Annotated in this window: 16 protein-coding genes; 13 read left to right on the top strand and 3 right to left on the bottom strand. The window is 66.4% G+C overall.

The window, feature by feature from the left end; all coding sequences use genetic code 11:
• Positions 1-59 precede the first annotated feature (59 nt).
• Positions 60-1,256, top strand: coding sequence for an MFS transporter (locus tag P6U28_RS20250; RefSeq protein WP_407119674.1), 1,197 nt, complete (start codon positions 60-62; stop codon positions 1,254-1,256).
• Here P6U28_RS20250 and dgcA read toward each other — a convergent pair.
• Complete coding sequence (gene dgcA, locus P6U28_RS20245; RefSeq protein WP_122402381.1) at positions 1,226-2,221, bottom strand: N-acetyl-D-Glu racemase DgcA; 996 nt, start codon at positions 2,219-2,221, stop codon at positions 1,226-1,228. The two genes, P6U28_RS20250 and dgcA, sit on opposite strands and share 31 nt — an antisense overlap.
• Before the next feature lie 134 nt (positions 2,222-2,355).
• Between dgcA and P6U28_RS20240 the strand changes: the two genes are divergently transcribed.
• The 7 genes from P6U28_RS20240 (at position 2,356) to P6U28_RS20210 (ending at position 11,407) form a co-directional block, all read left to right on the top strand.
• The gene (locus tag P6U28_RS20240; protein ID WP_122402382.1) at positions 2,356-3,489 is read left to right on the top strand and encodes an ABC transporter permease; all 1,134 of its coding nucleotides are present in this window, start codon (positions 2,356-2,358) and stop codon (positions 3,487-3,489) included.
• A 2-nt stretch (positions 3,490-3,491) separates the two neighbouring features.
• Positions 3,492-4,262 (top strand): ABC transporter ATP-binding protein, encoded by a 771-nt coding sequence (locus tag P6U28_RS20235; protein ID WP_162500203.1) that lies wholly within the window; start codon positions 3,492-3,494, stop codon positions 4,260-4,262.
• Between the two features lie 39 nt (positions 4,263-4,301).
• Complete coding sequence (locus P6U28_RS20230) at positions 4,302-5,171, top strand: MlaD family protein (protein WP_407119673.1); 870 nt, start codon at positions 4,302-4,304, stop codon at positions 5,169-5,171.
• Between the two features lie 234 nt (positions 5,172-5,405).
• On the top strand, positions 5,406-5,582 hold the full coding sequence (locus tag P6U28_RS20225) for a DUF3311 domain-containing protein (protein ID WP_122406560.1): 177 nt from the start codon (positions 5,406-5,408) through the stop codon (positions 5,580-5,582).
• Positions 5,572-7,062: a monocarboxylate uptake permease MctP gene (gene mctP / locus P6U28_RS20220; RefSeq protein ID WP_407119672.1), complete on the top strand. Its 1,491-nt coding sequence runs from the start codon at positions 5,572-5,574 to the stop codon at positions 7,060-7,062. Before P6U28_RS20225 ends, mctP begins: the two co-directional genes overlap by 11 nt.
• A gap of 149 nt (positions 7,063-7,211) precedes the next feature.
• On the top strand, positions 7,212-10,757 hold the full coding sequence (locus P6U28_RS20215) for a NahK/ErcS family hybrid sensor histidine kinase/response regulator (protein WP_407119671.1): 3,546 nt from the start codon (positions 7,212-7,214) through the stop codon (positions 10,755-10,757).
• Complete coding sequence (locus tag P6U28_RS20210; RefSeq protein ID WP_122406561.1) at positions 10,754-11,407, top strand: response regulator transcription factor; 654 nt, start codon at positions 10,754-10,756, stop codon at positions 11,405-11,407. Before P6U28_RS20215 ends, P6U28_RS20210 begins: the two co-directional genes overlap by 4 nt.
• Before the next feature lie 72 nt (positions 11,408-11,479).
• On the opposite strand, the gene P6U28_RS20205 is transcribed toward P6U28_RS20210, so the two are convergent.
• Positions 11,480-17,254 carry a negative regulator of septation ring formation gene (locus P6U28_RS20205; RefSeq protein ID WP_407119670.1) on the bottom strand — a complete coding sequence of 1,925 codons (5,775 nt, stop codon included), beginning with the start codon at positions 17,252-17,254 and terminating at the stop codon, positions 11,480-11,482.
• 426 nt (positions 17,255-17,680) lie between these two features.
• Here P6U28_RS20205 and P6U28_RS20200 point away from each other — a divergent pair, with 426 nt between their 5' ends.
• Both P6U28_RS20200 and P6U28_RS20195 read left to right on the top strand, forming a co-directional pair.
• Positions 17,681-18,025: an Hpt domain-containing protein gene (locus tag P6U28_RS20200; RefSeq protein ID WP_162500573.1), complete on the top strand. Its 345-nt coding sequence runs from the start codon at positions 17,681-17,683 to the stop codon at positions 18,023-18,025.
• 165 nt (positions 18,026-18,190) lie between these two features.
• Positions 18,191-18,511: a 2Fe-2S iron-sulfur cluster-binding protein gene (locus tag P6U28_RS20195; RefSeq protein WP_008143731.1), complete on the top strand. Its 321-nt coding sequence runs from the start codon at positions 18,191-18,193 to the stop codon at positions 18,509-18,511.
• A 15-nt stretch (positions 18,512-18,526) separates the two neighbouring features.
• On the opposite strand, the gene P6U28_RS20190 is transcribed toward P6U28_RS20195, so the two are convergent.
• Positions 18,527-18,994: a thioesterase family protein gene (locus P6U28_RS20190; protein WP_122402388.1), complete on the bottom strand. Its 468-nt coding sequence runs from the start codon at positions 18,992-18,994 to the stop codon at positions 18,527-18,529.
• A 182-nt stretch (positions 18,995-19,176) separates the two neighbouring features.
• On the opposite strand from P6U28_RS20190, the gene P6U28_RS20185 reads away from it, so the two are divergent.
• The 3 genes from P6U28_RS20185 to P6U28_RS20175 all read left to right on the top strand — a co-directional run bounded on the left by P6U28_RS20185 (position 19,177) and on the right by P6U28_RS20175 (position 21,552).
• Positions 19,177-20,205, top strand: coding sequence for an NAD(P)/FAD-dependent oxidoreductase (locus tag P6U28_RS20185; protein WP_122402389.1), 1,029 nt, complete (start codon positions 19,177-19,179; stop codon positions 20,203-20,205).
• Between the two features lie 105 nt (positions 20,206-20,310).
• Positions 20,311-20,901 carry a DUF2147 domain-containing protein gene (locus P6U28_RS20180; RefSeq protein ID WP_122402390.1) on the top strand — a complete coding sequence of 197 codons (591 nt, stop codon included), beginning with the start codon at positions 20,311-20,313 and terminating at the stop codon, positions 20,899-20,901.
• A 297-nt stretch (positions 20,902-21,198) separates the two neighbouring features.
• A complete protein-coding gene (locus P6U28_RS20175) occupies positions 21,199-21,552 on the top strand; it encodes a hypothetical protein (RefSeq protein WP_164937105.1) in 354 nt (117 codons plus the stop codon).
• Positions 21,553-21,577: the final 25 nt, after the last annotated feature.

Below are 21,577 nucleotides of genomic sequence, written 5' to 3'. Positions count from 1 at the left end.
AAATCAGTGCGCGTTACTGTAACGATCACCACGATATCGACCGAATCGCAATTGGTTTGATGCAGCCCGAATCACAAATCCCCATCGCGGCAGCGAAGAAGCGGCGATTTGCCGTGAGCCTCGCGCTGTTCTATTCGGCGGTCTTCGCGGTTTCGGGCACGCATCTGCCGTTCTTTCCGGTCTGGCTGAAGGCGATCGGCGTGGACGCGGCCTGGATCGGTCTCATCAACACGCTGCCGGCGATCACGCGCTTCACCACGCTGCCGCAGGTCACGGCGTTTGCCGAAAAGCGACGGGCCATTCGCGCCGCCATGATGGTGTCGGTGCTGGCGACCGCGATCGGCTTCACAGCGGTTGGACTACAACAGCAGCCGCTGGCGCTGTTCCTGATCTATGCGCTGACCTGCGTGCTGTGGACGCCGACGATGCCGCTGACCGATGCCTATGCGCTGCGCGGCGTTGCCCGTTATGGGCTCGACTACGGGCCCTTGCGGCTGTGGGGCTCGGCGGCCTTCGCCGCGGGTTCGCTCGCCTGCGGCTATCTCGTCGACGTCATCGCGGCGCGCGATCTGATCTGGGTCATCGTGGCCTGGGCGGTCGTTGCGATCCTTGCCAGCCTGTTGCTTCAGCCGCTCGACGACATCAGGCGCAAGAGCGCCGAAGCGCGCGCCAACACGGCGCTGCTGCGCGATGCCGGCTTCTGGGCCATCATCGCCTCGGCCGCGCTGATCCAGGGCAGCCACGTCGCCTATTACACCTTCTCGGCCATCAACTGGCAGCTCCATGGCATCAGCGGGCTGACCATCGCGGGCCTGTGGACACTGGGCGTGATCGCCGAGATCGTCGTGTTCGCGCTGTCGCCGCGCTTCTCGCTGCATCCCTCCACCATGATGGCGATCGGGGGCCTGGCCGCCGTGCTGCGCTGGACCGTCACCGCCAACGAGCCGCCGCTCGCGCTGCTCGCGATCGTGCAGCTCGGCCACGGCCTCACCTTCGGCATGACCATCGTCGGCACCATGAATCTGCTGGTGCAGCGCGTGCCCCCGCATCAGATCGCGCGGGGGCAGGGCTATTATGCCGCCTGCAACGGGCTCTTGGGCGCTGCGACCTCGATCGCGTCAGGCGCGATCTACGCCCGCATCGGCGATGGCCTGTACTACGTCATGGCGGCGATGGCCGCGGCCGGCGCGCTGGTGATCTGGTCGGCGCGGCACCGATTCTCGGCTCATCCCCAGAGCGAGGCGTCCGGCGGATAGACCAGGCTGCCGTCATAACGCAGGCCGTGGTCGCGGTCGCGCGCGAGCAGAAGCGGGCCGTCGAGATCGACGAAGCGCGCCTGCGGCGTCACCAGCATGGCGGGGGCCATCGACAACGAGGTCGCGACCATGCAGCCGATCATGATCTCGAAGCCGAGCGCCTGCGCGGCATCGGCCATGGCCAGCGCCTCGGTGAGACCGCCGGTCTTGTCGAGCTTGATGTTCACGGCGTCGTAGCGTTCGCGCAGCGGTGCCAGCGAGGAGCGGTCATGCACGCTCTCGTCGGCGCAGACCGCGAGCGGCCGCTTGATCCGCGCCAGCGCCTCGTCCTTGCCTGATGGCAGCGGCTGCTCCACCAGGGTGACGCCGGCGGCGGCGCAGGCGGCGAGGTTGTGCTCCAGATTGGCTTCGGTCCACGCTTCATTGGCATCGACGATCAGCTGGGATTCGGGGGCGGCCCTGCGCACGGCGGCGATGCGTTGGGGATCGCCGTCGCCGCCGAGCTTGATCTTGAGCAGCGGCCGGTGCGCCGCTTTGGCGGTCGCGGCGGCCATGGCCTCGGGGGCACCTAACGAGATCGTGTAGGCCGTGGTGCGCTCGCCCGGCACGGGGCGATCCAGCAGGTTCCAGGCGCGCAGGCCGGCCGCCTTGGCCTCCAGGTCGATCAGGGCGCAATCAAGGGCATTGCGGGCCGCACCGGGCGGCATGGCGGCCTGGAGGGCCTGCCGCGTCAGCCCGCCCGCTACGGCCCCCTGCATGGCCTGGATGGCGGCGAGCGTCGCCTCGGGCGTCTCGCCGTAACGGGGATAGGGCACGCACTCGCCGCGGCCGGTCAGGCCGCCGCGGCTGACCTCCGCGACGACCGTCACGGCCTCGGTTTTCGCCCCCCGGCTGATGGTAAAGCTGCCGGCGATCGGGAAGCGCTCGATTCGCGCCGCCAGAGCCACAAGTTTGCTGGAAGTCATTTTGAACTCTGGCGAAATCTGAACCTGCTAGTTACCTCTAGCAACTAACATTAACCACTTGGGGATACCTTCTCTGGGTAAGGGCGCGTGCGCAACCATCTGATTTTCTCCGCCCCGGCACGGGAGCGGACGTCTTGAGTAGCGATCCGAAGCTGGAGCGGATTGCGAAGGGCAACGCGCTGGCACTCCGCGCCACCGGAACCTGGACCGCGAGCTTTGCGCCGGTCCTGGAACGGATGGTGGCCGACGCCGAGAAGCTCGGCGGCAGTCCGCAAAGCATCTTCATCGACGTGTCCGAGATCGCCAAGCTCGACACGTTCGGAGCCTGGCTGATCGAGCGGCTGCGCCGCAGCCTGACCACGGGCGCGGTCGAGCCGCAGATCGCCGGGCTCTCCGCCAATTATTCGAGCCTGGTCGACGAGGTGCGGCGGGTGCGGGCGACCCCCGTGATCGACCGCAGCCCCATCACCATCACCGGCATGCTGGAGCAGATCGGCCGGGCGGTGGCCGGCCTCGCCGGCACGGTGGCAGGCCTCGTCGACATGCTCGGCGCGGTGCTCGCTGCGGGCTTTCGCGTCCTGATCCATCCGCGCTCGTTCCGCCTGACCTCGACCGTGCATCACATGGAGCAGGTCTGCTGGCGCGCGGTGCCGATCATCGTGCTGATCACCTTCCTGATCGGCTGCATCATCGCGCAACAGGGCATCTTCCATTTCCGCCGCTTCGGCGCCGACATCTTCGTCGTCGACATGCTCGGCGTGTTGGTGCTGCGCGAGATCGGCGTGCTCCTGGTCGCGATCATGGTCGCGGGCCGCTCCGGCAGCGCCTACACCGCCGAGCTCGGCTCGATGAAGATGCGCGAGGAGATCGACGCGCTGCGTACCATGGGCTTCGATCCGATCGAGGTCCTGGTGCTGCCGCGCATGATGGCGCTGGTGCTGGCGCTGCCGATCCTTGCCTTCCTCGGCGCGATGGCCGCGCTCTATGGCGGCGGTCTGGTTGCCTGGCTCTATGGTGGCGTGCAGCCGGAGGCCTTCCTGTTGCGCCTGCGCGACGCCATCTCGATCGATCATTTCATCGTCGGCATCGTCAAGGCGCCGGTGATGGCCGCCGTGATCGGCATCGTCGCCTGCGTCGAAGGGCTCGCCGTGCAGGGCAGCGCGGAATCGCTGGGACAACACACCACGGCGTCGGTCGTGAAGGGCATCTTCTTCGTCATCGTCATGGACGGCGTGTTCGCCATCTTCTTCGCCTCGATCGGGATGTGACGATGGCAGGCGAAATTCAAAACCCCATCATCCGCGTCCGCGACATCACCGTCCAGTTCGGCGCAACACGTGTGCTCGACGGGCTCAACCTCGACGTCAAGCGCGGCGAGATTTTGGGATTTGTCGGCCCCTCGGGCGCGGGCAAGTCCGTTTTGACGCGGACCATCATCGGTCTGGTGCCGAAGGTCGCGGGCAGCATCGAAGTGTTCGGCGTCGACCTCGATTCCTCCAGCACGTCGCAGCGGCGCAACGTGGAGCGGCGCTGGGGCGTGCTGTTTCAGCAGGGCGCGCTGTTCTCCTCGCTGACGGTGCGGCAGAACATCCAGTTTCCGATGCGCGAATACTTGCGCGTCTCGCAGCGGCTGATGGATGAGATCACCATGGCCAAGCTGACCATGGTCGGGCTCAAGCCCGAAGTCGCCGAGCGTTTCCCGTCCGAGCTCTCCGGCGGCATGATCAAGCGCGTGGCGCTCGCCCGCGCGCTGTCACTCGATCCCGATCTCGTGTTCCTGGACGAGCCGACGTCGGGCCTCGACCCGATCGGCGCCGGCGATTTCGACGAGCTGGTCCGGACCCTCCAGCGCACTTTGGGACTGACGGTTTTCATGGTAACCCACGATCTCGACAGCCTTTACACAGCGTGTGACCGCATCGCCGTTTTAGGGAACGGTAAGATCATTGCGGCAGGGTCGATCGCCGACATGCAGGCCTCGCAGCATCCCTGGCTGAGGCAATATTTCCATGGCAAGCGCGCCCGCGCGGTCATGGGTTAAGTGGCTGGGTTGAGAGCTGGGTCGTAGCCGGAGCACCTGATGGAAACGCGGGCGAATTACGTATTGATCGGCTCGTTCACGCTGGCGGTGATCGCCGCGGCGATCGGCTTCGTGCTGTGGTTTCAGTCGCTGCACACCACCAAGCAGCGCAGCCCCCTGCGCGTCGTGTTCGAGGGGCCCGCAGCGGGCCTGCGCAACGGCGGCAGCGTCAACTTCAACGGTATCCGGGTGGGCGAGGTGGTCTCGGTGAAGCTGGACAACCCGCGGCGGGTTGTCGCACTCGCCATGATCGAGAACAACGCCCCGATCCGCAAGGACACCCTGGTCGGCCTCGAATTCCAGGGCCTCACGGGCGTCGCCGCAATCTCGCTCAAGGGCGGCGACGAGGCCGCGGCACCGCCGCCGCTCGACCAGGACGGCATCCCGACGCTGACCGCCGACCCCAACAAGCTCCAGGACGTCACCGAGGCGATCCGCGCCACGCTGCAGAACATCAACAAGATCGTCGCCGACAATCAGGAAACGGTGAAGAACTCGCTGAAGAATCTGGAGACCTTCACCAACTCGCTCGCCCGCAACTCCGAGAAGATCGACGACGTGATGGCCAAGGTCGACGGCGTCATGCTCAAGGCCGACAATCTCATGCTCGGCCTCAACACGCTGGCGGGCGGCAGGGATGGCGGCGAGCTGTTCCAGGCGGTGAAGTCGATCCGCGAACTCGCCGAGGATTTCGACAAGCGCTCCGGCGCGCTGATGGCCGACGGGCGCCGCACCCTCGGCGACATCAGCCGCGCCGTGAACAATTTCGACCGCAACCCGACCCGCGTGCTGTTCGGCGCCAGCAACTCATCGCAACCCGCCCCGCCGCCCGAACCGCCGAAGCCGGCGGCGGCCGAGCGCAGGCGGTAGCAGGCGGACGCGTTCGCGCATCCTGTGCGTTCGTCATCGTGGGTCTCGTGTCCCGGACGCGCTGCAGCGCGCAACGCTGCTGCGCAGATGTGGGGCCGCTGCGCCAGTACGAAAGTATGGGGGTCGGGCCGAGCCAAGGTAGGGGGAGGGGCCGTCCCTCGTTGTCAGCTATACCGCGCTCAAGGCGCGTCCACGAAAAGGCGCGTCGACTTCACTCACAGGGGAGGAGAGCGCGTGGTACGCCTGTTGCTGTTGTTGCCGTTCATCGGCCTGATGATCGTGCCGTTCTACAATGTCCGGGAGCCCCATCTATTCGGCTTCCCGTTCTTCTATTGGTATCAGCTCGCCTGGGTGCCGCTGACCTCGCTACTCACCTACATCGTCTACAGGAGCGTGCGCCGTGCTGACTGATGTCGATAGCGCGGCGTTCGCCGTATTCATCGCTCTCTTCGTTCTCGTTACCGGCATGGGTTTCGTCGCTTCGCGCTGGCGCAAGCCGGAAACGCTCGCTCATCTCGACGAGTGGGGCCTGGGCGGCCGCAAGTTCGGGACCTGGATCACCTGGTTCCTGGTCGGCGGCGATTTCTACACCGCCTACACCGTGATCGCGGTTCCCGCGCTGGTCTATGCGGTCGGCGCCTACGGCTTCTTCGCGCTGCCCTACACCATCATCGTCTATCCCTTCGTGTTCGCGGTGATGCCGGTGCTCTGGAAGGTCGCCAAGGAGCGCGGCTATGTCACCGCCGGCGACGTGGTGCGCGGTGCCTACGGCTCGCGCGGCCTCGAGCTCGCGGTTGCGGCGACGGGCGTGCTGGCGACAATGCCCTATATCGCGCTCCAGCTCATCGGCATGGAGGTCGCGATCAAGGCGCTCGGGCTTCACGGCGAGGTGCCGCTCGTTCTCGCCTTCCTGGTGCTCGCGCTCTACACCTACTCGTCGGGGCTGCGCGCGCCGGCGCTGATCGCCTTCGTCAAGGACATCATGATCTACATCGTGGTGATCGCTGCGATCGCGATCGTGCCCTCCAAGCTCGGCGGCTATGGCGCGATCTTCACCGCGGCGGATGCGGCTTTTGCCGCAAAGGGCTCGGGCGGTATCCTGCTGTCGCCCGCGCAGATCGTGCCCTATGCGTCGCTGGCGCTGGGCTCGGCGCTCGCGGCCTTCATGTATCCGCACACGCTGACCGGCATCTTCGCGTCCTCGGGCGGCAATACCATCCGCAAGAATGCGATGCTGCTGCCGGCCTACACGCTGCTGCTCGGTCTCCTCGCGCTGCTGGGCTACATGGGCCATGCGGCCGGGTTGAAGCTCGCGAGCAACAACGACGTCGTGCCTGAGCTTTTCAAGACCCTGTTCCCGAGCTGGTTCGCGGGCTTTGCCTTCGCCGCGATCGCGATCGGCGCGCTGGTGCCGGCGGCCGTCATGAGCATCGGCGCCGCCAACCTGTTCACCCGCAACTTCTGGAAGGTGTGGGTCGATCCGAAGGTGACGCCGGCGGGTGAGGCGAAGGTCGCCAAGATCACCTCCATGCTGGTGAAGGTCGGCGCGCTGCTCGCCATTCTCCTGATGCCGACGCAGTTCGCGCTCGACCTGCAACTGCTCGGAGGGCTCTGGATCCTCCAGACGCTGCCGGCGCTGGTGTTCGGCCTCTATCTGAACTGGTTCTCGAGCACGGCGCTTCTGGCCGGCTGGGCCGTCGGCCTTGCAGGCGGCTCATGGCTCGCCTGGTCGGACGGGCTGAAGCCGCTGCACAGCATCGACTTCGGCGCCGGCAAAGTCGCGATCTACACCGGCGTCCTGGCGCTCGCGCTGAACATCGCGGTTGCCGTCGTGGTCAACCTGGCGGTCAAGCGCGTGCCGCAGGAGCGGCTGTCCCGCGAGGCGGCCTGAAGTGACCCTCAAGCGGCGGCCGACGATCCTCCGGCCGCCGCTTCTTCGGAGCGAAATAGCCTTTCATGCGATTGAAAACGCTATAGTATCCGCCCGCGATCCGGCCCCGCTCATCGCCGGCCGATCAGACGATCTCGGGTGAGGATGTCTTGCAGGCGTGGTTCGTTCTTGCGGTCGCTGCGGGCTATGTGACCACGTTGTTCCTGGTGGCCTGGTGGGGCGATCGGCGGAGCGCCGGTGGACCGCTGGTGTCGCCAAACTCCTGGGTGGCCGCGATCAGCTATTGCCTGACGCTTGCGGTCTACAACACCTCCTGGAGCTTCTACGGATCGGTCGGACGGGCCGCCACCAGCGGGCTGGACTTTGCCACGATCTATATCGGCCCGACCCTGGTGCTGCTGTTCGGCCAACGGCTCCTGTCGAAGGTGATCGCGATCGCGAAGGCGCAGAACGTCACCTCGATCGCCGACTTCATCGCCGCGCGCTACGGCAAGAGCCAGGCGCTGGCGGCCTTCGTGACGCTGGCATCGCTGCTCGGCGTGCTTCCCTATATCGCGCTTCAGCTCAAGGCTGTCGGCAAGAGCTTTGACTATCTGATCCTCCAGCCCGAGCGCGCCGGAGGCGAAGCACTGCGATTCTGGCAGGACTCCGCCTTCGGCGTCGCCGCCTCGATGGCGCTGTTCGCGATCGTGTTCGGCGTCCGGCATGTCCATGCCAGCGAGCATCATCGCGGCCTGATGCTCGCGATCGCCTTCGAGAGCGTCGTCAAGCTGCTCGCATTCCTGATCGTCGCGCTGTTCGTGCTGTTCGGCCTGTCTGGCGGTCCCGCCGCCCTGCTGTCGCAGTTTCAATCGGAGCCGCAACTGGCGGGGATCCTCAGCTTCGATCCGACGCAGCCGGTGTGGCCTGCGACGATCGTCATCTCGGGCATCGCTTTCCTGTGTCTGCCGCAGGCCTTCCATGTCGCCGTCGTCGAGAACGAGGCGCCGGCGCACACGCGCACAGCGGCATGGCTCTACCCGAGTTACCTTGCGCTGTTCAGCTTGCTGATCCTGCCGATCGCCGCGGCAGGGCTTGCGAGGTTCGGCGCGATGATGGACCCCGACACTTACGTCATCTCGCTGCCGATCGCGGCGGATGCGGGCACCATCAGCCTGATCGCGTTCCTGGGCGGGCTCTCGGCCGCCACCGGCATGGTGATCATGACGTCGGTCGCGCTCAGCACCATGCTCTGCAACGACGTCATCATGCCGCTGCTGTTGCGCTCGCGCGTCTTCGGCCTGCGTGCGCAGAGCCGGCCGATGACCTCGGTGCTGGTGGCGGTACGCCGGCTCTCGATTGTTGGCATCCTGCTGCTCGCCTATCTGATGCACCGCCTGGTCAATCAGTCCTATCCGCTGACCTTGATCGGACTCCTGTCGTTCGTCGCGGTCGCGCAATTCGGTCCGGCGTTCGTCGGAGGGCTGTTCTGGCCGCGGGCCAACAAGGCCGGTGCCTCGATCGGAATCGCGGTCGGCTTTTCCATCTGGGCCTATACGCTGCTGCTTCCCTCGGCCGCGCCGCTCTGGCCGGCGATCGAGGAGATCGTCCGCCAGGGGCCGTGGAAGCTCGCCTGGCTCAAGCCGAACGCATTGCTGGGTCTCGAAGGGATCGATCCGATCTCGCACGCCACGCTCTGGAGCCTCGGCGCCAATCTCGTCTGCTTCCTGATGATCTCGGCGCTGGGGCGGCAGTCGACCGTCGAGCGCAACCAGGCGGCCGCATTCGCCGATGGCGTCATCCGCGAAAAGATCCCGACGCTGTCCTCCCGCGTGGTGGTCCGGCTCGACGATCTCCGCGCGCTGGCGTTGCGTTTTGTCGGCGCGCAGCGCGGCGCAGCGGCCTTCGACAACTATCTCGCGGCGCGTAGCGCCGGCACCGGGCCGCGCCTCGATCCGTCGGGGCTCGTCGATCTCGACTCGATCCGCTTCACGGAGAATCTGCTTGCCGGTGCCATCGGTGCTGCATCGGCGCGCGTGGTGATCGCCGCATCCCTGGAGGGGCACTCGCTGTCGCGGCGGGCGGCGATGGCGATGCTCGACGAAGCCTCGGAGGCGCTGCGCTTCAACCGCAACCTTTTGCAGAGCACGCTCGAAAGCGTGCCGCAGGGCATTTGCGCCTTCGATGCCGATTTCAACATCACGGCCTGGAACGGCCGTTTCATCGCGCTCCTGGACCTGCCGCCGGATTTCGTGCGCGTCGGTCTTCCGCTGGCGGACCTCATTGCCTTCAACGTCGAGCGCGGCGAATATGCCGCGTCCGAATTCGCCGCGCTCCTTGTCAATCGTGACGTCGCCACCCAGAGCTGGCCGTATCTGTACGAGCGCAAGCGGCCGGACGGCACGGTGCTCGAGATCGTCTATGATCGCGTCGCCGAGGGCGGCTACGTATCGACCTACACCGACGTCACCGAGCGTCATCGCGCCGCGGAAGCCCTGCGCCGGGCCAACGAGGGGCTCGAGCTGCGCGTCCGGGAGCGGACCGAGGCGCTCGAGCTGGCGAAGGCGGAAGCCGAGCAGGCCAATCTCGGCAAGACCCGCTTCCTGGCGGCGGCCAGCCACGATCTGCTGCAACCGCTGAATGCGGCCCGGCTGTTCCTGTCCGCGCTCGACGAAAGCCTGCATGCCGCATCGCGATCCGGCGACGTCGACAAGGAGCGCAACCTGGCGAGCAGCGCGATCACGGCGCTGCGCTCGACCGAGCACGTGCTGGACAGGCTGCTCGACATCTCCTCCTACGATGCCGGCGCCGTTCGCGCCGAGGCGTTTGATTTTCCGATCGCGGATCTGCTCGTGCAGTTGAACGTCGAGTTCTCCGCGATGGCGCACGAACGCGGGCTCGTCCTCAACGTCGTCGATTGTCGTGTCGCCGTGCGCAGCGATCCGCATCTCCTGCGTCGCATCTTGCAGAACCTGTTGTCGAACGCGCTCCGCTACACGCCCAGGGGACGCATCCTGCTCGGCTGCCGGCGGCGCGGCGGCGATCTGCGCATCGAGGTCTGGGACACCGGCGTCGGGATCGCGGCGGAGGATCGGACGCGGATCTTCGAGGAGTTCCAGCGTCTGACCCCCGGATCGGAGAAGGGCCTGGGTCTCGGTCTTGCGATCGTGGATCGTATCTCGCGGCTCCTGGGCCATCCCGTCGACGTCCGATCGCGGCCCGGACACGGCTCGTGCTTCGCCGTCACGGTGCCGCTGGCGCGCGGAGCGGGAACGCCGCTTCAGCGCAAGGTGGCAGATGCGCCGCCCGCGGTCGCGGAGCGCACGCTGACGATCCTGTGCCTCGACAATGAGGCGGCCATTCTCGACGGCTTGACGGCATTGCTCGGTGGGTGGGGGCACCATGTGCTTGTCGCCACGGACGCCGATGGAGCGATGGCGGCGGCCGCGGCCCATCCACCGCACCTCGTGCTGCTCGATTACCACCTCGACGATGGTCGCAGCGGCTTGGACTTTCTCGACGATCTCAGGCAGAAGTCGGGGCGCGACGTCCGTGCGCTGATCGTCACAGCCGATCGCAGCGAGGCCGTGCGCGAGGAGGCAAGGGCGCGCGGCTGCGAGATCCTGACGAAGCCGATCAAGCCGGCCGCTCTGCGGCGCTTCCTCGGCAGCGAAGCCCTGAACCGGCAGTTCGAGACGAAACTGGAGACTTCCTGACGATGCGCATCCTGATCGGCGACGATCATCCGCTGGTGCAGGCGGCGTTGCGGAGCGCCTTGTCGAGCGTGCTGCCGGATCTCGACATCATCGCCTGCCAGTCGCTGGACGAGGCGATCGGCGTCCTGACCGCCCAGTCCGACGAGATCGACCTGATCCTCTGGGATCTGACCATGCCGGGCATTCAAGGGTTTGCCGCGCTGTTCATCCTGTCGGCGCAGTTCCCGACCGTGCCGGTGGCGATCATCTCGGCACGGCAGGACGCCGCCACGATCCGCCGTGCGATTGCCTACGGCGCATCCGGCTACATCCCGAAATCGCTCGGCCTGCCCGAGATGGCGGATGCGATCACGAAAATACTCGCCGGTGAAATCTGGATGCCGCCCAATGTCGGCGGGCGCGGCTCGATCCAGAGCGCCGACGTCGAGCTTGCCGCAAGAATGGCTTCGCTGTCGGCGCAGCAGCTGCGCATTCTCGCAATGATCGTCGAAGGCAAGCTCAACAAGCAGATCGCGGGCGAACTCGACATCGCCGAGCAGACCGTGAAGGGCCACGTCTCGACGATCCTGCGCAAGCTCGGCGTCGGCTCGCGCACCCAGGCCGCGGTCGTGGCCGAGCGGCTGTCATTCGGTCAGCCCAACGGCACCTGAGATCCCTCCCGCAAAACAAGACGGAGGCCGTGAGGCCTCCGTCTTCATTCTGTTGTCTTGGAATTCTGCTGCTTATCCCAATCGTCCCGCCGCGTGCGCCAGCAGCGTGTACACCAGCCCCGTCTCCGAGATCAGGTGGCTGCGCAGCTCCTGCGGGCCGCGGCCGTCGCGGGCGACTTCGTCGAGCAGGCGCTCGAACTCGGCGACGTAGCGGTCGACCGTGCCCTTGAAGTTGCGGTCGGCGCGGTACTTGCGGGCGACCTCGTCGAAGGCCTTCTGGCCGGCGGGCGTGTACAGGCGCTTGGTGAAGGCCTTGTTCTCGCCGCGCTGATAGCGGTCCCACATCTCGGCGGCGAGGTTGCGGTCCATCAGCCGGCCGATGTCGAGCGACAGCGATTCCAGCGGATTGCTGCCATCTTGCGGTGCCTGCGGCTGCGGCGCGGCGGCATTGCGGCCGCGCAGAGCCTCACGACCGGTCGGGGCGCCGTGATTGGCGTCCGTGCGGTTGAGCAGGTCCGACAGCCAGCCGTCGCGGCCCTGGTCGCTACCGCCAGGTGCGACCGGCGGCGCTTCGGTGCGGCGCGCGGCCGGCATGCCGAGGTCCGGCGGCGGCAGCGTCGAGGCGCTGCCGGTGTCGCGCATGCGGGTCTCGGGAGCCCGGCCGCCGACGGCGGCAGCCAGCACCGGCTCTTCCTGGCGATGGATGCTGGCGCGGCCCGCCGTAGTGACGTCGAGCCCGCGGCCATGCTGGGCCACGATGCGGTTGAGCTCGGCGAGCGCCTCGATCTGGTCGACGATCACCTTGCGCATCTGGGCCGTGCTCTCGGCAGCCTCCTGCGGCATCTCGAGCACGCCGCGGCGCAGCTCGTTGCGGGTGGCTTCGAGCTCATTGTGCATCTCGAGAGCCATCTGCTTCATGCTGCCGACGAGGTTGGTGAACTTCTCGGTCGACTGCTTGAACATCGCATCCGCCTCGTCCGTGGTCTGGCGGTAGATGTCGTGCATCGCCTCGATGGTCTGGCGGTGCTCCTCCTCGGACGCCGCGCGCACCGCCTCGAACTGGCGGGTGATCGCGGCGGAGCCTGCGCCGGCGGTCTCGGCGACGACGCGGGCGATGTCGCGGGCGCGCTCTTCGGCGGCCGCCAGCGATTCATCGAGGAGGCCGGTGAAGCGCGACAGCCGCTGGTCGAGATCGGCCGTGCGCAGGTCGATCGTGGTGACGAGCGATTCCAGTGCCTGCTTGCGCTCGGCGAGCGAGGCGGTGGTGTTCTTGTTGCTCTGCTCGACGACCTGCGCGGCCTCGACCAGCGCCTTGCCGTGCTTGTCGAACTGGGTCGACAGCTCGCCGAGATCCTGGAGCGCCTTCGTGGTCTTGCTGTTGAAGACGTTGAGCTGCTCTTCCAGGTTCTGAGTCGCGGCGCCGTTGCGCGAGGTGACGTCGTTCATCGCCGAGACGAAGTCGGCGACGCGCGTCACCAGCGCCCGCTCCAGCGAGTTGAGGTTGTCGTGCGCACCGGTCAGCACCTCCTGCAGCAGGATGTTGCCTTCGCGCAGGCGCTCGAACAGGGCGACCGTGTCGGTGCGCAGGATCTTGCTGGTCTCCTGCATCTCCGTGACGGCCGCGATCGAGACCTGGCGCGACTGGTCGATCGCCGAACGCGAGGCCTGCTCGAGGTCCTTCAGCGACTTGCCGACCGCGCTGGTGGCGATCTCGCTCGCCGCGTTGATGGTGCGGGCGACTTCCGAGCCGTTGCCCATCATGGTCTGCGAGAAGGCGTTGCCGCGCGTCTCGATCGACTTCAACGCGTCGGAGGTGACGCGGTCGATGTCGAGGGTGAGCTGGTTGGTCTTCGAGCCGATGGCATCGACCAGCGCGCCGCGCTTGGCGTCGATCATGTTCGACAGGCGGTCGGCCTGCTGCTGCACGTAGGTGACGATCTCGTCAGTCTTGCCGGTCATGGCCTGGCCGAAGCTGGAGGTGGCGGCGAGCACCGAGCGCTCGACGTCGGCCGAGCTCGTCTTGACCCGCGAGCTCGCCTCGTTGGAGGCGGAGATCAGCGCGTTCTGGGCGTTGAGCGCGCTGGTCTGGATGTCGTTGGTCGCGTTGGCGGTGGCCGCGCTCAGCGTGCGCTCGATCTCGGTCGAGATCGTGCGGATCTGGCTCGCGGCGTCGGCCGAGGTCGAGGTCAGCGAGATCTGCGCCTCGCGCGCGCTGTTGAGGATGGTCGAGGCGGTGTCGGCGCCGACCGCGGTCAGCGTGCGCTCGATGTCCGTCGTCAGCGACTTGATCTGGCTCGCCGCATCGCTCGAGGCGGAGATCAGCGAGCCCTGGGCCTCGCGGACACCGCTGGTGAGCGCCTCGATGGTGGCGCCGCCGGCGGTCGCCAGCGCGCGCTGCATCTCGGCCGCGAGCGAACGGACCTGGCTGGTCTGTTCGGCCGAGACCGCGAGCAGGGTGCTCTGGGCGTCGCGCGCGCTGGTGGTGATCGTCTCGGCCGTCGTCTGGCCCACCTGCGAGAGCGAACGATGTACTTCGGCCGCGAGCGACTTGACCTGGCTCGCCGCATCCGAGGACGCCGTGACCAGCGTGCTCTGGGCCTCGCGGGCGCCGCTCATGATGGTCTCGGCCGTCGAGGTGCCCGCCATCGTAAGCGAGCGCTGCACGTCCGAGGACAGCGCCTTGATCTGGTTGGCGGTCTCGGTCGAGGCCGCGATCAGCGCGTTCTGCGCGTCGCGGGCGCCGGCGGTGATCGATTCCGCCGTGGTGGTGCCCGCCATCGTAAGCGAGCGCTGCACGTCCGAGGACAGCGCCTTGATCTGGTTGGCGGTCTCGGTCGAGGCCGCGATCAGCGCGTTCTGCGCATCGCGGGCGCCGGCAGTGATCGATTCCGCCGTGGTGGTGCCGGCCAGCGACAGCGAACGCTGCACGTCGGCGGTGAGCGCCTTGACCTGGCTCGCCGCATCCGAGGACGCCGTGACGAGGGTGGTCTGCACCTCGCGGGCGCCGGCCAGGATGGAGGCCGCAGTGGCGGAGCCGGCCGCCGACAGCGTGCGTTCGACGTCGGCCGCGAGCCCCTTGATCTGGTTGGAGGCCTCGCCCGATGCGGCGACGAGCGTCGACTGGGCTTCGCGGGCACTGGTCAGGATCGAGTTCGCCGCACCGGTGCCGACCGCGGTCAGCGCCTGCTCGACCTCGGCCGAGGTCATCTTGAGCTGGGCGTTGACGTCGGAGGAGACCGTCAGCAGCGACTGCTGGGCCGCGCGCGCGCCGGTCTGGATGGTCTCGCTGGTGTTGACGACGAGGTTGGTGAGCGAGCGCTCGGCGTCCTCGACATGCGAACGGATCGCGGTCGAGATCATCTCGGCGCGGGACATCATGTCCTCGCTGGCCTGGCGTCCGCTGCTCTCGATGCGGCCGGCGACGGCCTCGACGCGCGAGCCGAGCAGGTCCTCGAACTGCGCCACGCGCACGTCGATGTCGCTGGCGACGGAGCCGATCTTGGTCTCGATGGCCTGCTGGATGTCCTGGAAGCGCGCCGTGACCGTGTCGGTCAGATGCGTGCTGCGGCCGTCGATGATCTCGGTGACGCCGGTAATGCGGCGGTCGACCGCCTCGATCGCCTGCGCGGTGCCGTCCGTGAGCGTCGAGGTCAGCAGCGTGAGGCGCGTGTCGATCGACTGCACGGCCTGCGAGGCGCCGTTGGTCACGGCGGTGGTCAGATAGGTGAGGCGGGAGTCGATGGATTCGAGCGCCTGCGACGCGCCGCCGGTGAGCGTCGTCGTGAGGTGCGTCAGCCGGGTGTCGATCGACTGGATGGTCTGCGATGCGCCATCGGTCAGCGAGGTCGTGAGGTGGGTGAGGCGGGAGTCGATCGACTGGATCGCCTGCGCGGCACCGTCGGTCAGCGATGTCGCCAGCGTGTTGATGCGCCCGTCGATGGTTTCGGTCATGGACTTCGCGCGGGTGTCGAACGACTGTTCGAGTGCGGCGACGCGGCCGACGAGCTGCTCGTCGAAGGTCCTGATGTGGCCTTCGATCGTGCCGTCGAGGCTCGCGATCTTGCCGTTCAGCGAGGTGTCGAGGTTGGCGACGCGTTCGCCGATCGTGGTCTCGAACTGCACGAGGCGCTGGTCGAGCACCGCCGTGATCTGGCCGCCGTTCGCCGTGAAGCGGGTGTCGAAATTGTCGACATAGGTCCTCAGCGTCTCGGCGATGTCCTGCGTGCGCTGGCCCATGCGCTCGACGATCTCGCCGCCGAAGGTCTTCACGGTGCGGTCGAACTCGGAGATGTGGCGCGTGATCAGCGCGCCCAGCGTGCCGGAGTCGCGGGCGAACTTCTCGACCAGCTCGGTGCCCTGGTTCCTCACCAGCTCGTCGAAGGCGCTCATCTGCAGCGACAGCGAGTCGTGTGCGGTCTCGGTCTGGCTGACGACCTTGGCGACCAGGGCGTTGACGGTGGCGTCGAGCGCCTCGCTCGCCTTGTCGCCGCTCGTCATGATCTGGCCGGCGAGGCGGTTGCCGGCGTCGTCGATCTTGGCGGAGATGTCGTTGGAACGCAGCTCGAGCTCGAGCAGCAGCGAGTCCGACGAGTTCTTCAGGGAATCGTGCACCTGCTCGGTGCGCTCGGAGATGCCGTCGACGATCGCGGCGGAACGCTGCTCGAATTCGCCGGTGATGCGGTCGATGCGCTCGTTCAGCATCTCATGGACGCGGTCGGCGAGATCGACGAACTCGTCGTGGACGTGGCCGGTCTTGAAGTTGAGGCTGGTGGTCAGCCGCTCGCTGGCGTCGAGCACGGCGCGCGTGGTCTCGTTGCTGGCTTCCTCGAGGCGGTCGAGCAGGTCGCCGCCGCGCTCGCCGAGCGCCAGGATCATGTTGTCACCGGCATTGCTCAGCGCCTGGGTGATGTGGGCACCGCGCTCTTCGAGCGCGCCGGTGATGGACTTGGCGACCTCGTCGACACGGGAGGCGATCGCGTCCGAGATCAGCGCGATGTCGTGGCGCAGGTCGATCTGCACGCCGGAGATGGCGCTGCGGACCTGCTCGGCCTGGCCGACCAGATTGTCGCGCTGATGCGCGATGTCCTGGAGCAGGGCGCGGATGCGCACCTCGTTGTCGGAATAGGCGCGTTCCAGCGCTGCGACCTCGTTGGCGACCAGCGTCTCGAGCTCGCCGGCGCGCGCAATCGCGCGTTCGATGCCGTCGCCCATCGCCGCGACCTCGCGACGGATGGCCTGGCCGACGGTGACCATGGAATCGGAGGCCGAGCCTTCCGGTTCGGAGAAGCGGATCGCGACCTGCGCCATCGCCTGCGCGATCATGCGCATTTCCTGGCCGCGCCAGACGAGGCTCGCCAGGAAGTAGAACAGCATGATCGGCGCGAAGAACATCGCGACGAGACCGGCGATGACGAGCACGCCGCCGCTCTGGCCCATGGCGGCCTGGATCGAGGGCAGGAAGCCGACGGTCAGCGCGGCGCAGGCGGCGAGCCAGATGCCGGCGAAGATGGTGGCGAAGGTGTAGACGCTGCGGGCAGGGCGGCCCTTCTGCAGCGCCTGGAGCAGCTGGCCGATGGTCTCGCGGTCGTCATTGGCGGCGCGGCGCGAGGGGCGCGGCTCCTCGACCGGGTCGAACACGGTCGCCCCCTCGTTGGCGGCCGGGCGCGGCTCGAAGCTCGGCTCATCGAAGATCGGAGGGGCAGGCGGCGGCACCGGGGGCGCCGCTTCGTTGCGCACGGAGACGTTGCGGCTGGTGTCCGCAGCCGTGTCGCTGATGTTGAGGGCTTCCTGGATCGCAGAAAGCGCGACTTCTGTGGGGTCTTTGACCTTTTTCGGAGTGTTCGCCATGTTCAGTCCGAGCCCTCGTTACGTGTACGCGTCCCCCCGCGAGCCCTGCGCGCGGCGCAAGCCCACAGACCGGATCATGCCGCTTGCGCGGATCCCCGAGCCGTCCCCACCCGGACGGCTTGTCCGCCAATTTCTGCAACATCCTATTTGCAGAGCGTCGCGAATGAAATGCCCGCGATTAAGACATTCTTAATCATCGTTAACAGGATCGTGGCGTAACGCCTTAGCAATAAATGCAATTCTCCACCGGACTCGGTCGATTGCGGCAACTTGTTGTCAATAAACAGGCAGATCTACGTCAAATAGCCCAAACATTTCGTTAACCATTTTCATGCTTGGGTGAGGGGAACCTGACCGCCGGACCGGCGGCCGCCGCGCGATGCCGGGGCCTGCGCCATGACGCCTGAACTGCAACGGATGGATTGGATGCCGTCGCCCCCGCTTGCACCCATCGATAGCCCGCTGGATCTCGATCACCTGTCTCGGATGACGCTCGGCGACACTGAACTGGAACAGGAAGTGTTGGCGATGTTCGCCGAGCAGGCGGTCCGCCTGCTGGCGGCGATGGCTGCGATGCCGGCCGAGACCGGCGCGCTCGCGCACAAGCTCAAGGGTTCGGCGCGAGGAATCGGCGCCTTTGCGGTGGCCGATGCCGCAGCCAGCCTGGAGACCGCGATCAGGACCGGCCGTGGCCGGCCCGATGCCCTCGCCGCGCTGAAACAGGCGGTGACGGAGGTCCGCGCCGCCATCGAGGCGATCCTGAAGCCGTAGGCCGATACGGTCAAAGCCGCGCTCTAGTCATTTGTTTTGACGCGTTTTCTTCCCGCAAGATGGGATTCATTTCGCATCAAAACGCTATGGCGCCGGGCTGACCGACCCGTTATAGGACAGCCCGGACCCTCCTTCCTTCCCAGCACCGCGGCAGCACGAGCAGATATGGCCAAGATTCACTTTGTCGACCACAAGGGCGAAACCCGCACGGTGGAAATCGAGAACGGCGCAACCGTGATGGAAGCCGCGATCCGCAACAGCATTCCCGGCATCGAGGCCGAATGCGGCGGCGCCTGCGCCTGTGCGACCTGCCATGTCTATGTCGACGAAGCGTGGCGTGAGAAGGTGGGCAGCCCGACGCCGATGGAGGAGGACATGCTCGATTTCGGTTTCGACGTGCGCCCGAATTCGCGCCTGTCTTGCCAGATCAAGGTTTCCGACGAGCTCGACGGTCTCGTCGTGGCGACGCCGGAACGCCAGGCCTGATCGTCTCCAAACAAACTAGATGCTCGGCGGCGCGACCTCGATGCCGCGCTTGTGCCAGGGTCTGAGCTTCTCGATCACCTCTGCAGTCAGCGGCGCGGGGCGTCGCGTCGCCTCATCGAGCAAGACGCCGACCGACGTCGCCGACGCGATGCACTTTCCTTGCGAGAACACGACCTGCTCGAAGGTCACCGACGTTCGTCCGAGCTTCACCACCCCGAGGCCGAGCTCGATCGTGTTCGGCCAGTGCAGCTCGGCACGAAAATGCATGTCGAGTCGCACCATGATCCAGGCGAGGCCTGGCGGGGTCAGCCCGTATTCGGGAAGCTTCATCAGCGTGACACGGCCCGTCTCGAAATAGGTGGCGTAGACCGCGTTGTTGACGTGCTGGTTTGGATCGAGATCGCCGAAGCGGACGTTGTCGCTGAGGCGGTAGGGATAGTCCTCAAGGCGCGGCGTCGTGTCGGGGCGGGCTGGCGCGTTCACCGATTGATCTCCGTCATATCCATCCTCGTTACAGCCCAGTTATTTTGGCCCGGCAAGTGGGCGCGACTGCGGGGCGATCCCGCTTTTATGCCTTCCCTGTTCCATCCCCGTTGGCTAGACAGGCAGAGTCACCTCAGCCCAAAGGGCTCCGTCCAACCGATAACGATCGATAAAGAGACGACATGAGCGACGTGATCAAAACCGATGTGCTGATTATTGGCGCCGGCCCCTGCGGTCTGTTCGCCGCCTTCGAGCTCGGCCTTCTCGACATGAAGGCGCATTTCGTCGACATCCTCGACAAGGTCGGCGGCCAGTGTGCCGAGCTCTATCCGGAAAAACCGATCTACGACATTCCCGGCATTCCGCAGGTTTCGGGGCAGGGGCTCACCGACGCGCTGATGGAGCAGATCAAGCCGTTTCATCCGACCTTCCATCTCGGCGAGATGGTCGAGACCGTGGAGAAGATCGGCGATCCCGCCTTTCGCTGCACCACCGACACCGGCAAGGTGTTCGAGTGCAAGGTGGTGGTGATCGCGGCCGGCGGCGGCTCATTCCAGCCCAAGCGTCCGCCGGTGCCGGGCATCGAGGCCTATGAAGGCACGTCGGTGCATTATGCCGTGCGCAAGATGGAGACGTTCCGCGACAAGAACGTGCTGATCGTCGGCGGCGGCGATTCCGCGCTAGACTGGACGCTCAATCTGCATCCGCTGGCCAAGCGCATCACGCTTCTGCATCGGCGCGACGAGTTTCGCGCCGCGCCCCACAGCGTCGAGCAGATGCGCGCGCTCGTCGCTGGCGGCAAGATGGATCTGCGGCTCGGCCAAGTCACCGCGCTCTCCGGCGCTGACGGCAAGCTCACCGGCGCGACCGTCAAGGGCAACGACAACAGCTTGAGCGAGATTGCCTGCGAGGCCATGCTGCCGTTCTTCGGGCTGACCATGAAGCTCGGCCCGGTCGCGAATTGGGGCATTGCGCTGGAGAACAACCTCGTGCCGGTCGAGACATCCGCGTTCGAAACCAACGTATCAGGCATCTTCGCCATCGGCGATATCAACACGTATCCCGGCAAGATCAAGCTGATCCTGTGCGGCTTCCACGAGGGCGCGCTGATGTCGCAAAAAGCCCATCGTTATGTCTATCCGGAGAAGCGGCTCGTGTTCCAGTACACGACCTCGTCCTCCAGCCTGCAAAAGAAGCTCGGTGTCAACTGACGGAACGCAGCGGGGAGGCGATGCCCCATGTTTCTGGTGCTGGAACCGTTCGCGAAATCGCCGTAGTCTGCGGCCATTCCGGTCGTGGAATAACAAGGTGATCTAATGCGGAATTTCTCCAGCTTTAGGCAGCTCTCCTTCCTCGCGCTCGCATTGTCGCTCGCGACGGTGACGCCGTGTGCGGCACAGACCACCGAGCCCACGGCGGCGGGCCTCTGGCAGAAGGTCGAAGACGGCAAGACGGTCGGATGGTTCCTCTTCATCGACCACAACGGCGTGTTCGAAGGTGTGATCGCCAAGACCTTCCCGCGGCCAACCGACAATCCGAACGAAGTCTGCTCCAAGTGCACCGACGATCGCAAGAACGCGCCGGTGCTCGGCATCTCCTTCGTCCGCAACATGAAGCGCGAAGGATTGAAGTACGAAGGGGGCAACGTGCTCAATCCGCGCGACGGCCAGATCTGGAAGGCCAATATGCGGGTCAGCCCCGACGGCCAGACCCTGACGCTGCGCGGCTATCTCGGCATCGCGCTGCTCGGCAAGGACGAGACCTGGACGCGCCTACCCGATGCCTACATTGCCCAGGTGGATCCTGCCATCGTCGCAAAATACCTGCCCGCGCAGGCTGCAGCCGCGAAACCGCCGGCACCCGCGGCGAAGAAGGGCGGCGCGATGATGGCCCCTGCGAAGCAGTAGGCGCGCCGCCTCAGCACTCGTAGCTTCGGTGCGTCCTCTTCCCGCTTAGGCTGGGAATCCAGGACGTGCCAGCTTCTCAACGTCATTGCACGGCCCGTGCGGCCACGTTCGCCGAAAGGCGAACACGCGCCGGACCCGCTCCAGTAGTTCCCCGGAATGCGCGCTGGCGCCGGATTTGCATGGCTGCCGGCAAAGCTGCTGGGGGAGCGAGTCGCCGTCTCCACGCCTGCCGCGCACCACGCGGAGGGCGGACGGCAGCGTTTGCCTCGCGGCGATCACTTCGACCGCGGAGACACCATGAAAGCAATATCGTGTGCCGCCACGCTGCTGGGATTGATGGCGCTATTGGCCACATCGGCGCTGGCGCGCGATGACGGCCGCTACGCCAACTCGCCATTAAAACCCTGGTTCGAGAGTCTGCATAGCGAATACGGACAGTGCTGCTCCGACGCCGACGGCTATGTCATCGCCGACGTCGATTGGGAATCCGATCGCGGCCACTACCGCGTGCGCATCGACGACGAATGGGTCGTGGTGCCCGACGGTGCGGTGATCACCGTGCCGAACAAGATCGGCCGCACCATGGTCTGGAAGCACTATGTCGACGGCCATCCGCGCGTACGCTGCTTCATGCCGGGCAGCATGACTTAGACCCGCGTGTCATTCCGGTCTGCGC

The organism is Bradyrhizobium sp. STM 3561 (assembly GCF_045571455.1).
In the GTDB taxonomy this organism is placed as follows: Bacteria; Pseudomonadota; Alphaproteobacteria; order Rhizobiales; family Xanthobacteraceae; genus Bradyrhizobium; species Bradyrhizobium vignae.
This window is presented reverse-complemented; position numbering and strand designations above follow the sequence as displayed.

Coding starts and splice junctions, on each gene's coding strand:
- P6U28_RS20250 (WP_407119674.1), top strand. CDS start 60: ATGCAGCCCGAATCACAAATCCCCATCGCGGCAGCGAAGAAGCGGCGA.
- dgcA (WP_122402381.1), bottom strand. CDS start 2,221: ATGACTTCCAGCAAACTTGTGGCTCTGGCGGCGCGAATCGAGCGCTTC.
- P6U28_RS20235 (WP_162500203.1), top strand. CDS start 3,492: ATGGCAGGCGAAATTCAAAACCCCATCATCCGCGTCCGCGACATCACC.
- P6U28_RS20230 (WP_407119673.1), top strand. CDS start 4,302: ATGGAAACGCGGGCGAATTACGTATTGATCGGCTCGTTCACGCTGGCG.
- P6U28_RS20205 (WP_407119670.1), bottom strand. CDS start 17,254: ATGGCGAACACTCCGAAAAAGGTCAAAGACCCCACAGAAGTCGCGCTT.
- P6U28_RS20200 (WP_162500573.1), top strand. CDS start 17,681: ATGCCGTCGCCCCCGCTTGCACCCATCGATAGCCCGCTGGATCTCGAT.
- P6U28_RS20195 (WP_008143731.1), top strand. CDS start 18,191: ATGGCCAAGATTCACTTTGTCGACCACAAGGGCGAAACCCGCACGGTG.
- P6U28_RS20185 (WP_122402389.1), top strand. CDS start 19,177: ATGAGCGACGTGATCAAAACCGATGTGCTGATTATTGGCGCCGGCCCC.
- P6U28_RS20180 (WP_122402390.1), top strand. CDS start 20,311: ATGCGGAATTTCTCCAGCTTTAGGCAGCTCTCCTTCCTCGCGCTCGCA.
- P6U28_RS20175 (WP_164937105.1), top strand. CDS start 21,199: ATGAAAGCAATATCGTGTGCCGCCACGCTGCTGGGATTGATGGCGCTA.